Source organism: Aeromonas sp. YN13HZO-058, assembly GCF_001921245.1.
Classification (GTDB): domain Bacteria; phylum Pseudomonadota; class Gammaproteobacteria; order Enterobacterales; family Aeromonadaceae; genus Aeromonas; species Aeromonas allosaccharophila.
In genome coordinates this window covers 26,191-39,583 of record NZ_MQSY01000074.1, presented here as the reverse complement: position 1 = coordinate 39,583, position 13,393 = coordinate 26,191, and the positions used below count along the sequence as shown (strand labels likewise).

The 13,393-nt window shown below is 49.1% G+C and carries 9 protein-coding genes; 6 read left to right on the top strand and 3 right to left on the bottom strand.

Going from position 1 to position 13,393, the window contains the following annotated elements:
* The first annotated feature begins 84 nt into the window (after positions 1-84).
* The 4 genes from BSP75_RS19310 (at position 85) to BSP75_RS19295 (ending at position 7,996) form a co-directional block, all read left to right on the top strand.
* Positions 85-1,326 carry a Fic family protein gene (locus tag BSP75_RS19310; RefSeq protein ID WP_253186653.1) on the top strand — a complete coding sequence of 414 codons (1,242 nt, stop codon included), beginning with the start codon at positions 85-87 and terminating at the stop codon, positions 1,324-1,326.
* A gap of 437 nt (positions 1,327-1,763) precedes the next feature.
* On the top strand, positions 1,764-4,520 hold the full coding sequence (locus BSP75_RS19305; protein WP_083617242.1) for a TerB N-terminal domain-containing protein: 2,757 nt from the start codon (positions 1,764-1,766) through the stop codon (positions 4,518-4,520).
* Positions 4,513-5,808, top strand: a complete 1,296-nt coding sequence (locus BSP75_RS19300; protein WP_075114266.1) for an ATP-binding protein — start codon at positions 4,513-4,515, stop codon at positions 5,806-5,808. Before BSP75_RS19305 ends, BSP75_RS19300 begins: the two co-directional genes overlap by 8 nt.
* A complete protein-coding gene (locus BSP75_RS19295; RefSeq protein ID WP_075114265.1) occupies positions 5,783-7,996 on the top strand; it encodes a DEAD/DEAH box helicase in 2,214 nt (737 codons plus the stop codon). Before BSP75_RS19300 ends, BSP75_RS19295 begins: the two co-directional genes overlap by 26 nt.
* Positions 7,997-8,527: 531 nt before the next feature.
* On the opposite strand, the gene BSP75_RS19290 is transcribed toward BSP75_RS19295, so the two are convergent.
* Positions 8,528-9,886 carry a VapE domain-containing protein gene (locus tag BSP75_RS19290; protein ID WP_075114264.1) on the bottom strand — a complete coding sequence of 453 codons (1,359 nt, stop codon included), beginning with the start codon at positions 9,884-9,886 and terminating at the stop codon, positions 8,528-8,530.
* Positions 9,887-10,695: 809 nt separating this feature from the next.
* A complete protein-coding gene (gene vapB, locus BSP75_RS19280; RefSeq protein ID WP_148140776.1) occupies positions 10,696-10,923 on the bottom strand; it encodes a type II toxin-antitoxin system VapB family antitoxin in 228 nt (75 codons plus the stop codon).
* A gap of 132 nt (positions 10,924-11,055) precedes the next feature.
* On the opposite strand from vapB, the gene umuD reads away from it, so the two are divergent.
* Positions 11,056-11,478 carry a translesion error-prone DNA polymerase V autoproteolytic subunit gene (gene umuD / locus BSP75_RS19275; protein WP_040096555.1) on the top strand — a complete coding sequence of 141 codons (423 nt, stop codon included), beginning with the start codon at positions 11,056-11,058 and terminating at the stop codon, positions 11,476-11,478.
* Positions 11,479-11,481: 3 nt separating this feature from the next.
* Positions 11,482-12,753 (top strand): translesion error-prone DNA polymerase V subunit UmuC, encoded by a 1,272-nt coding sequence (gene umuC / locus BSP75_RS19270; RefSeq protein WP_075114262.1) that lies wholly within the window; start codon positions 11,482-11,484, stop codon positions 12,751-12,753.
* Here the strand turns inward: umuC and BSP75_RS19265 are convergent.
* Complete coding sequence (locus BSP75_RS19265; RefSeq protein ID WP_216219198.1) at positions 12,736-13,032, bottom strand: hypothetical protein; 297 nt, start codon at positions 13,030-13,032, stop codon at positions 12,736-12,738. The two genes, umuC and BSP75_RS19265, sit on opposite strands and share 18 nt — an antisense overlap.
* Between the last annotated feature and the right edge of the window lie 361 nt (positions 13,033-13,393).

Sequence of the window (13,393 nt, the reverse complement as noted above, 5' to 3'; positions counted from 1 at the left end):
ACGAAATTAGCCAATCAATCCCAGTCTAACAATCGTGTTCCCAGCCAGTTGTCAATCAGCCCTGTGAGTTGTGGAATGAGCCGAATGATGGCTATTATCGGCTCATACTGTGAGCCGAATAAGGTGTCAATTCGGCTCATTTGTGGCATTGCACTGCTTGCCCGCGACACAAAATCAGCGAGATTATCGATGACCGTAGACTGGATCTGGCAACACGATGAGTGGCCCAATTTTTGCTGGCAAGACCGGCAGTTACTGCCAAGGCTACGTCTGGCGCACCGCAATCTGGGACTACTCCAGGGCCTTCATTTATCAGCTCACAGCACAACACTGGCGCATCAGACACATGCCCTAGATACGCTGCTGGTCAATATCGTCGCGTCCTCGGCTATCGAGAATCAGCAACTGAACGCGCAGTCGTTACGTGCATCTCTGGCATGTCGCCTCGGGATACTGGAGCAGTCCCCCTACCCGACCTCAGTTAGATCCGAGGGACTGGCCGCGATGATTGTGGATGCAATTAGCAGCGATGAGCAGTTGACGCTTGAACGCCTGCTACAATGGCATCGCTGGCTTTTTCCCGCAGATGACCGGAGATCGCATCAGATACGTGTTGGCCAGCTGCGTGGTGATGAGCCGATGCAGGTGATATCCGGAGCACGAGATCGACTGACCGTGCATTTCGAGGCACCACCACGAGAGGGGCTGGAGGAGGCATTGGCGACATTTGTCGACTGGTTCAGAAGCAGTCTCGATGAGCCCTGCCTAGATCCATTACTGCGAGCCGCCATCTGCCACATATGGTTTGTCACTTTGCATCCGTTTGATGACGGTAACGGACGGATTGCCCGAGCCCTCACCGATCTTGCACTCTCTCAGGCCGACAACCAGAGCATCAGTCTGTATGCAATGTCGACCGTGATTTTCGAGCGTCGAGCTGATTACTATCGCGCTCTGGAGCAGACCCAGAGAGGTGGTCTGGATATCACCCCTTGGCTGGTTTGGTTTTTGGACACACTCAACGTCACGCTGGAACAGGCACAACAATCATGCACCCAAACTCTGGCCCGGCAACGTTTCTGGCAGCAACACGCTAATGACCAATTGTGCCCTGAACAGGTAATGATCCTGAACTATTTGATAGGCAGTGATGATGATCGCTGTTTGCAGAGCATTAGTGCCAGTCAGTATCAAATTATTGCTCAGGTGAGCAAATCTACAGCCACGCGCCATCTTACTGATCTACTGGAAAAAAACTGCCTAGAAAAAGAGCCTGGTGGAGGCAGAAACACACGATATCGGCTCAAATTGACACCTGAAAAGTAAGCCAATTTATAATATGAGGTGGGTGATTACTGGATTTGCCCCATAGAGCCAGACACTTGCACCTTGTCCATGAATGCTAACTTGTAGGGGGGAGTGCCGATCGGATTCTCGCCTTCTCAGTTAGTTCCATCCCGAAGCATCGATTTGGGCAAGAACGCCCCGCATCTTTATTCATCACACCGAAAGAGCAAGCAGAGTTCGCTCTATTTTGCAAGATCACTCGAGCACATGATGAAAATACTTCTCATTTTGCTGTTCAAGCTATCCTAAGGGTCCCGTAAGAAATCACTAATCTATCCTCACAGAGTGAACATCTTCAGGTGATAGAACCTTTACTCGTGTATACGTGAACTTTATCATTAGGCACATCACACTTTAAGGTAGCTATTTAATTTAGTGATTTTACTTAGCTGAAGCATTACTGTTGGAGAGAATAAATGGCAAGGAAAAGGCGGACATCAAAGAAACTTGGAGATTTTTATCTAATTATACTTGCCATCGTCATCTTTATTACTATCAAGATAATTGAAGCTATTAAAGCGGTTCCTTGGCAATTTTGGGTGGGTGCATTCTGCGTTTTATTTCTTTTTTTCACATACCGTTACAAAAAAACCACCGACAAACCAGAAAAACCAACAGTTACAGCCACACCTCATCCAACTAAGCACACTTCACCAGTGCATCGAGAGCCGCCGAGGGCAGCTTTCACGCCATCACATGCCCCCAGTCATTCGAAAGCTATAGCCAACGCGGATACAAAGATGCAACCAGAGGCGTTACCACACCAACAACCGAATCCAAACACTGAAGATCTGATCAAGGTATCGGCCTCTGACCTCATGATTTCTGGAGTATCAACCCCTTTTGAGCCCACGACCTTGGATGCAAACTCTTTTGCCAAGACAAAGCCAGATCCAGCTATTGATGCGCCACCAGCCTCCCTTGATTTTGATGACGATGTTTTTACTGTTTTGTCCCTGACAGATAACGATACGGAACTACCCGCGCCCGAGTTCAGCATATCTTTTTCATTCAGAGAACGCAGCCCATCCGTTGTGCCTTCTGAGCAAAACGTACTCTTCACCTCTTCTGAGCTAATGCCTGCGGGGCCCTGCATGGTTGGCCGCTGGATGTCCCCAGGTGAAGAGATCACTCTTGCTGGTCTCAAAATTAGCGGCGGTATGTTTTATGTCGGCAACACCAGGCTGGATGGAGGCCTCTTTGAAGAGCCATCACTTATCGATCCACAAGCCCTTGTTACCATCAAAGATGCGCCCTCAGATCTTCCTCTGCATGGATATTATCCGAGCTATAAAAATCTCACTGCCGACGCCAAGAAAAGATATTTGCAATGGATGGCGAATGGGCGCAAAGACCCCGACGTCGCAATTGGGTTTGTTTTCATCTTTTTCTATGGCCTTGAGCGCCGGTATTTTATTGATGCCAAAAGAGGCGAGCTAGCCAAAAGAGAGATGCCATTTATTCTTGCCGAAATAGCCAGATTGGTGACCATCTATTCGGCGCACCCCTCTTTCACAAGATATGCCACCAATTTTCTCGAATATGGGATGGCGAAGAACATCAGCAAGGAATATTACCTTTTCCCCGCACAAGAGGCCGATCCGCTCAGCTACCACGTCCCTATTTCGCTGAAAATCTGCCTCGGGCAACTGGTTAGAGACGGCAAGCCGGTTCCTGCCGATTGGGCTTTGCTCTGGGCGACCTGTACCCCGACAATTTCCTTACGGACCCCCGCGCAGCGCTGCTTTGATATCTTCAAGGCTATGTTCATCGACACCTATAAACGGGAGTATGGCGATGGCATCAAACTGAAAGAGCTCAAATCCCGTGTCGAGGTTTCCTATGCGCCGTCTTCTTATGCCGTCAGCCAATTCATTGAGCGCTGCGTCACCAATCTATCTGATGTCTCCTTCTCGCAGCCATACATCAAAAAGCTGAGTAAGGTTGTTGACCTTTGCACCTCCTTGCTTGAGCCATATAGCCGGTATCTAGGGAGAAATGTTGGGGCAGAAAACACCTTGGAAGCTTTGCTTCATCTGCCATATCAGTATTGGCCAACAGCCATGAAACAAACGTTCGTGACGCTGGCAGAGGTTGTTGGTGTTGATGCCATGCTCCTGCCTTGGTCTGACCTTGCAGCGCGTATCAACATCAACAGCACGGGAGGCCTCAATAAAGCGCAGTATGAAGGTTTGGCTAACATCTTGGCTCACCACCATATGAGCATCGAGCCTCACCCAGAGGGAAGCAATAAGCGCCCGAAGGGAGACGAGCCTGTTGTCATCTATCCGATAAATCCGCAAGAGACGCTGAACAAAAATCAGAGCAGTGTGGATACTGTGTCCGCATTTGTAGATCTGGCCTGTGTTGTCCTGAATACCGACGAAGATAAATCGGAAGTCACGATCGCTTTCCTCAAGGAGCAGATCGGTTCAATGAACTTCCTGACCCACTCTCAATCAGTTCGACTGATCGCAAAAGCGCTACTGGGCACTCAGGCACCTCCTACCCTGTCGATCGTAAAGAAAGCCATCGATGCCTTGGATGGTGAACAAAAGGCATTAGTCGGCAAGCTGCTCGTCGCCTTTGTGAAAGCTGACAACTCGATCACCCCAGCCAAAGTGAAGGTACTGGAGCAGCTGTATAAGCTGATCTCTTTGGATGTGAAACAGGTCTACTCAGACCTCCATTCAAATGAGGCCAGGATCGTATCAACGAGCAAATCTGGCAGCGTGACCAAGGCTACTGGCAGTGCCTCCAGTTTGGATATGGCTCGGGTGGCACAGCTCAAACAGGAGACCTCTCAAGTCACTGCAATGCTTGCATCCGTGTTTACAGAGAATGATGGTGAACATGATGATATCTACCAGCCACAACAGGCCAAGACAGAAGCGTCATCAGATCAAGCGGACGAGCCGACAACCCTTGGGGACACTCGTTCTCTATTTGGCCTTGATGATGACCTAAGCCAATTCCTCAGGGCTCTGCTTGCCCGTCCGGAATGGGCTCGTGATGATTTGTCTGCACTTGCCAACACCATGGGCCTGATGCTCGATGGTGCACTTGAACAAATTAATGAAGCCATGCTCGATCACTTTGATGAAATGCTGATCGAGGGTGATGACACCATTGAATTGAACACTGACCTTCTGGAGCAAATTCCTCATGAGTAAAATCAGGCCAAAAGAGCGTGACGCCGTCATCCAATCCTTAAGAGCGGGTGTCGTGCCCAAGGTGGGTCAGCATCTCATCCAAGTTGGCCGCAAAAACGAAATTGACGCCTTCATGACAGACATCAATCGCGTTGCCGATACAGGTTCATCATTCAGGATCGTTGTCGGGGAGTATGGTGCCGGTAAAACCTTCCTTCTCAACCTTGTGCGAGCAATCGCGCTTGAGAAGCAGCTTGTTACCGTTCACGCCGATCTCAATCCCGATCGCCGACTGCATGCCAGCGGCGGCCAAGCGCGTTCCCTCTATTCTGAGCTCGCCAAGAATATGTCCACCCGCACGAAACCTGATGGCGGTGCACTTGCGGGTGTAGTGGAGAAGTTCATCGCTCAGGCGAAAAATGAAGCCAAGGCGAATGGCTCACAACCTGAAGCGGTCATCCGGAAGAAGCTGGAAGATCTAGCCGAGATGGTCAATGGCTATGACTTTGCCGAGGTGATTGCCGCCTACTGCAAAGGGTTCCAAGATGGAAATGACCAGCTGAAGCATGACGCCATCAGATGGCTTCGGGGCGAATTCTCAACCAAGACCGATGCCCGCATAGCGCTGGGTGTCCGGACCATCGTTGATGATGCCACCATGTATGATCAGCTCAAGCTGATGGCCCGTTTCGTTCAGCTGGCAGGCTATTCAGGCTTGCTGGTATGCCTTGATGAGATGGTGAACCTCTATAAGCTTGCCAACACCCAGGCTCGCAACTCCAACTACGAACAAATCCTGCGGATCCTCAATGACTCCTTGCAAGGGACGTCGGTCGGGCTCGGGTTCATCCTTGGCGGCACTCCCGAGTTTTTGATGGACACCCGACGCGGCCTCTTCAGCTATTCAGCCCTGCAATCCCGTTTGGCCGAGAACAGCTTTGCTCAGGATGGGCTGGTGGATTACTCAGGGCCAGTACTGCGCCTCTCAAGCCTGACCCCTGAGGATTTCTACGTTCTCCTTGAGAAGTTGCGGCATGTCTATGCCTGTGGTGATGAAACCCGTTACACATTGCCAGACGAAGCGTTACCGGCATTTATGGCCCATTGTGAGAGCCGGTTGGGGGAAAGCTATTTCAGAACCCCCAGAACGACGATCACCGCCTTTGTGAACCTGCTGGCCGTCCTAGAGCAGAACCCTGATGCAAACTGGAAAGAGCTCATTGGCTTTACTGACATCAAATCTGATCAGGGAGCGGAGTTAGAATTGGCAGTGGAGCCCGATGATGAATTCACCTCGTTCCAGCTCTGACTCCCGACATTTTGAACGGCTGGATGAGCGGATCCGGCGCTGGGTGTGGCAAAAGGGGTGGACCTCTCTTCGTGATGCGCAAGAGCGGGCGATACCGGCATTATTGGGGGCAGATACAGACGTGATCATCGCTGCTGCCACTGCTGCGGGTAAAACTGAAGCTGCCTTCTTGCCGATATTCACGGTGCTACTGAACAGCCCCGAGCCCGCTACGGTTCTATACATCAGTCCTCTCAAAGCGCTGATTAATGATCAATGGGGACGGCTCAACGAGCTCTGTGACTCGTTGGAGATCCCTGTTACTGGCTGGCATGGTGATATCGCCTACAGCAAGAAGCAGAAGTTCTTGAAGAGTCCCAATGGGGTGTTGTTGATCACCCCTGAATCCCTGGAGGCCCTCTTTGTGAATCGGGGGTCATCCATCCCTGGGATGATGGCCAACATCAAGTACATCGTGATTGATGAGCTGCATGCCTTCATCGGCTTTGAGCGAGGAAAACAGATCCAATCCCTGATGCATCGTGTTGAGCTGGCCATCGGTCGTCAGGTCCCCCGCGTTGGGCTCTCTGCTACTCTCGGGGATATGTCGCTCGCGGCAAAATTCTTGCGCCCTTCCCTACCTGATAGCGTCCAGCTCATCGAGTCAAAGGATGGTGGCCAGGAGCTAAAGGTCCTCATCAAAGGCTATCTCGAAGGTAAAACGGAACCAGACGAAGAACGAGATGAAGACGACCCAACATCTCCCTATGTAGCCATCAGTAACGACTTGTATCGTGTACTCCGCGGGTCAAACAACCTGGTATTTCCCAACTCCAGATCGAACGTTGAAAAGTACACAGACCGTTTACGTCGCCTTTGCGAACAAGATAAGGTCCCAAACCAGTTCTGGGCACACCACGGCAGTTTGTCGAAAACATATCGTGAAGAAACGGAACAGGCTTTGAAGTCGGGTGATGTGCCAGCGACAGCGATTTGCACCAGTACGTTGGAGCTCGGGATCGACATTGGCTCCGTTAAAAGTATTTGCCAAATCGGTCGACCACCTGCGGTGTCATCATTGCGGCAACGTCTTGGTAGGTCCGGACGCCGTAAGGGAGAGTCCGCAATCCTTCGCGGCTACATCATCGAGCGCGAACTCTCCCCCAATACAAGTATCTCAGATTCACTACGTGAGGACCTGATCCAAACTATCGCCATGGTCAGGCTACTGATCGGTGGTTGGTTTGAGCCTCCCCTTGCTGGTGGCTTGCACGCCTCAACTCTAGTTCAACAGATCCTTTCTGTTATCAGTGAGCGCGGCGGCATCATGGCCAGAGACCTTTGGCATAGTCTGCTCTCCCCTGGTGCGCCTTTTGAAGGATTCACACCTGATGACTTTATTGGGCTTCTCAAGCAGATGGGCCGCTTGAAATTGATACAACAGGACTCATCAGGTTTGCTGCTGCACGGTGAAGTAGGCGAAAAACTCGTTAACAATCACGAATTCTACGCATCATTTGTCAGTGATGAGGAATACCGGCTGATCTGCGCCTCTACTCAGGTTGGGTTGATCCCGATAAGCAGGCCTCTGATTACAGGCCAGAAGATCATTTTTGCCGGTCGCCGCTGGCAAGTTCTCGAAGTGAATGAAGAAAAGAAATTTATACTTGTGGCCCCCTCAAAAGGAGGGACTCCTCCTGTCTTCGATAACTGCTTGGCCACTGTTCACGAAATAGTCAGGGTTGAAATGCGCAATGTGCTTGCTGGTGGCTTTGATGTTCCATTTCTTGATACCAGAGCAAAAGAGCTACTGTCCGAAGCAAGAGAAAACTTTAAACGCTTTGACCTTGACTCGACTACATTGATTGAATTGGGCGATAATTCCGTACAGCTGTTCCCGTGGTCCAGTGATATTGCACATGATGCGTTTGTTCTGTTGATGCAAAAAAATGATATTGATGCTGTTAATGAAGGCATTTACATCTTAATTAATTGCAGCAAAGAAAAAATGCTGAATGTTATCGTCAGCATTAAAGACTCACATGTACTATCGACAGACCTACTGGACGGAGTCCGAAACTTAAATCGAGAAAAGTGGGATTGGGCACTTCCTGATAGAATTTTGCGTAAGTCATTCTCCTCACTTAGGTTGGATCTGGAAGGTGCATTAGGAATATGTAAGAAGGTCATACTCATGCATGGAAAATAATTTTTCTACTAAACTGGCTAAATAGCTATTCCGAATAGTAGATCACTGTACTCGTACCGCTTCTACAGGTGACATGGAGCACACATCGTCGATGAGCCTTGTCACTTCAGGTGTTGCATGTTAACCAGAATATGCCAGCGGTGTGACTGTGGATCGTTTGCCGTTGAATAACGGCAATTAAAAATAATTGGTTAATCATTGTTTAAGCCACCTAATCAACCTAAACCCCACATTCGTAGGTTTATTTTCGCTAATGGTTAGATGGTTAATTAGGTTCGCTATAAAGCGATAAGTATATTGACAGCGTTGAATTATACTCATCCATACCTCACAATATTATTTTCATTGAAATTACTTAACCACCTAACCATAACTATCACTCAATCAGTAATAATGTGGCTTACGGATGGTTAGCAACATCATAATGCTCACTTAACCAGAATATAATACATTAACCATTAGTCGCATCTTTTGATAAAAACACCCGACTCAGTGGCGGGTGTTTTTTTACTTTATTACTTTATTACTTTATTACTTTATTACTTTATCTATCCTATTTGTTCCAATCACTGGCAAACAGTATAGAGTTTGATTAGATCGGCCTTTTTTGCTCTTTATTTTCCCCTCGCTCGCAAGCATCCTGAGTGCCTTACCACAAGATGTTGCCATATTGACCTTCTCTCCATGTAGCTTGCACAATTCACTCGCAACAACCCATTTAGTATCATTATATTCCCCTGACAGATAATTATGGCAAATAATATCGTACCAAGCCCCCTTATCAGTGTGAGCATCGTTTACAGACGCAGCTTGAATGACTGTCGTTTCATCCAGATACCAAGAGCCCCCATCATCATATTTTGCCTTTACCTCCAACCAAAACTGACGTAATTTCTCGGGTTCGGTGTGACGCACTCGCCCCTCATCCCAACTCCAACCAAGAATTTCATTAAGAACATCCATATTTGCTGGTGACGCCAACTCGATCACCGCAAACCGCGAACTCCCAGTAGCATCTTTCAGGAAACCAGTGCCGTTAACCGTGCCAATAAAACTAGTTTGACGCCGCTTAACAGTGAAATTACGCCCATACGGCACTCGAAAACGGTCATGATCTCTCGTTAAAAACGCTTTCAGGCTGCCAGCCTCATGCCTGGTGGTACTCTCAAGTTCGGCCAATTCTACCACCCACGCGGAAACTGCGCGTCTCACATCATCAGGCACATCGGGATTGATGGAGCAATCCAGTGTTGACCCAGGTACCACAGTGGCAATATGGCGTATCCATGCAGATTTTTTGAATGATTGGCCACCCGCGAGGACCGGAACCAATTTTGATATCCAATTGGGTTCATATAATGCAGCAACACATCCAATCAACCATGGATTTATTACCTGAGCGGCATAACCTGGGTTGACCGCACCTAGGGTGGCTATCACCTTATCCACTCGTAATTGACCATCCCACGGCATCCCGTCCTCCAGCCAACTACGTACAGGATGATAACTATGCTGTTCACAAATCGCTGTCAAATGATCATCAATTGCCCTGTCTGACAGATGTGCATGCTGGCAGGCATCAACCAGCGCAGATCGCTGACCTGCATCAGAGAGACCTAGGCGCTGATTATCAGAATTAGCGACCTCTGGTTCAGCCGTCATCTGGTTGAAACGCGGGATCCAGTTTTTGTGTAAAATAATAGCATGCAGATTACGGCTAGTCCTCATCGGTCGGCTATTTGGCAAAAGGTCCGGCAACGTCAATTGCTTGCTGTTGTCCATGACTTTCGCGAAAACTACATTTTTTTCCTGCTGCTCATTATTTTTCTGATCTTGCTGGTCGTACGTCAAGAGTTCACACCCAAATATTTTTTCATTGCTTTGCTTCATTGTTATTATCCTCGGCCTTATAGGCCTGATTTTTATATATACTATGCATTACCACTTGGATTTCATTTTAATTATAACCAAAATTAGCCTGTTATAAATCACGCGTGAAATATCAAAAGATGCTTTACCTTTAGTTTATTCCAATGAGACCAGACATGCTTAAACTGTGCTTCGTGTACAATGTCACTTGTAACGACCATATGAGTATAGTGCACAGGAATTCAGAGATAACATTTCAACAAAACCAGTAGATTACGTTATATCTACATAGGCCAACCAGTCTATGTGCCGATGAAGATATGACTATTTCCATCAAAGATCAATAGGACGAAAAAAATAAATTGACATTTTGTGAAATTTATTTATTGAGCCTAATAATTGCACCTAGAATTACAACAAATATATATAAACACTAATTCCTAGTGACGAAACATGGCTATTTAAACTACCAGGTTATCGATAAATTTCCGAACGTCGCAGTAGTTATGGCCGCACAGCTAGAGCAGTTCTCGGCATGTCGCATACTGTCCAAAATTGCAGCGGCTGAAACCACTACAGAGGAGAGACCAATCGCCAGCATTGTAGATACAGAACTGGATCACATGCACCACGACCGGTGGTGCAACCTAGAAAAAATGGCTACTGAGCTATCCTGCCTGGGGGGCGAGTACCGACAGCTCTATGAACAATCCTCGCTACGCGAGAATGATGGCCATAGCTATTCACTTTTCAGGTGAGAGGGAAGCGCTTTATCTATATATATAAAAACAATCCCTCTCAGCTTCGCAACTCAGTTACCCTGCTGGACCTCAGAGTTTCTCTCGCTCCTGGGCGGTTGGCTGCTCACGTTCGGCCATGAAGTCGGTGCTCATAGAGGGCTCATCAAACCACCTATCCCAGGACTCACCTACAGGTGTGATTATGCGAGTACGACCAACCACGACGATCTCAACATGCGTGACCTCATCTGGCAGGGCCACTGCCTCGGGCAGGTAAACCCCCTGGCCACGACCACACTTAAAAACTGTTGATTCCATCACGCGTCCTATGAAGCCAGATACCATGTGAACCGAACATAGCTAATGGGCCCGGTATGTCAACTGACAACGGATGCACACGTTATGCAATACGGCTATACTGTATATAAAAACAGTAACCAGTGAGCCACCATGTTCGCCATCCCACATCCAACCCCGGACGCTCTAGAGCTGCCGCTTTTTCTGTCCCCTGTAGTTTGCGGCTTTCCTAGCCCAGCACAGGACTATATTGAGCAAACCATAGATCTGAACCAGATCTGCATTGAGCACCCCGCAGCAACGTACTATGTCAGGGCCAGTGGCCAAAGCATGGTGGAAAAGGGCATCAATGACGGGGATCTTTTGATCGTCGATAGAGCGCTCAAGGCCCGCCACGGCGCTATCGTTCTAGCCTGCCTTGATGGAGAATTCACTGTCAAACAGCTGCAAGAACGCCCGTTCCCTGCCCTGCTACCCGCCAATCCAGATTTCCAGCCCATCCATCTATTGGACGGGCAAGAACTAGAGATTTTTGGCGTCGTAACCTATGTACTCCACAAGACCAAACTGGGGTAAACCATGCCCAACGCCATTGCCCTCGTCGATGTGAACAACTTCTATGCGTCCTGCGAGCGCCTGTTTAGGCCAGACCTCAAGGGGCGCCCGATCGTGGTGCTATCGAACAACGACGGCTGCGTTGTGGCTCGCTCGGCAGAAGCCAAGGCGCTTGGCATCAAGATGGGTGTTCCCTACTTCCAGATCCGTCAGTTCTTCGAGGCCGTAGGCGGTGTTTGGTTCTCGAGCAACTACGCCCTCTATGGTGATATGTCACAGCGCGTAATGACCACGCTGGAAGGCATGGTGCCAACTGTCGAGGTGTACAGTGTTGATGAAGCGTTTGTTGAACTGAACGAATCCTGGGCGGGAGACCTAACAGCATATGGTCGTCAGATCCGTGAACGAATACAGCAATGGACTGGACTCACAGTCGGCGTCGGGATCGGGCCAACCAAAACACTCGCCAAGCTGGCAAACTACGCCGCGAAGAAGTGGCCTGCGACTGGTGGAGTGGTTGATTTGCGTGATGAGGCACGTCGAGCGCGTTTGATGGCTATCACTCCGGTCGGGGAAATATGGGGAATAGGTAGAAAACTGACCACCAGGCTCGAAGCGCACGGGATCAATAGTGTGGCGGACCTAGTCGCTGTCGATGGTAAAAACCTACGGCATCGTTATGGGGTCGTTGTTGAGCGAACCGTGCTAGAGCTACGCGGCTACCCATGCGCCAGCCTGGAGCAGGACACACAAGCCAAACAGCAGATCATCTGCTCCCGATCATTCGGTGAACGGATCACACACATGAATTCCATGCATCAAGCACTCGCAGGATATATGGAACGTGCAGCTGAAAAACTCCGGGCAGAGGGAATGTGCTGTCGCCATGCCACTCTATTCATTCGCACCAGCCCCTTCAATGACAAAGAGCCCTACTACGGCAACCAGGTGAGCACCAAGTTGGCTGTACCTACTAACGATACTAGGGCGCTGCTGGGACTGATCCACTCACTGCTCTCTCATATCTGGCGGGATGGGCACCGCTACCAAAAAGGGGGCGTGATGCTAGCCGACTTCACTCCTATCGGCAGCCAGCAGGGAGATTTGTTCGACCATCATCAACATAAGCCCCGCAGTCAGGACCTAATGCAGATGATCGACCGAATCAACCAGGGACGATTAGGAAAAATTCATTTTGGATCTTGTGGGAGAGACAACAGTGATTGGATGATGAAGCGTGAAAAACTCAGTCCCCGCTATACCACGGCATTAGACGAATTACCCATTGCAAAGTGACAACCCGGATTTGCACTCAGCAAGGCGCTCTTGCGCCATCATCAATTCGCAACCGGTGATTCGGTCAACGCCTTTCACGTCACGCATTGGTGGTTTAATCACATGTCCGTTGAGCATTCCAGTTAGCATCCACTGCCGCAGTTGGCCCAATGAGAGCCCCAATTGCCTGGCAGCATCCAGCATTCGCCATGACTGCTTAAATTGCAGATCGTCGGACACAGGGTCAAAGTTTCCAGCCTGCAATTTTAACAAAGCCCGGTGAGCAAGGGTCTCTGCCATTGATCCAAACCGCGCTTCGCTATGGGACTTTCTGCCCTAAGTAGCTTGCCTGCCACAGGCCACGAGATGGTTGAACTGTAACGCTACCGGAACTAAATGGTTTACTCATTACACACTCTATCCTCTATAAAGGCCCAGTATGAGCGACTCGGATTGTCTCAAGCCCCTATCCGAGTCGCTCAGTATATACATTTCAAATTCTGCATAAAGACTATGCCCATCCGGCTCGACTTGGAGCTAGTCCGATGCCATATCGGCTCTTGAAGCTGGCTGAGGGTCATGGAAAAGGTTAGTTTATGTTGTTTTCTCGGTAGAATACAATTAATCTGTACGATTAATGGACTAAAAACGGTCGTTTTTT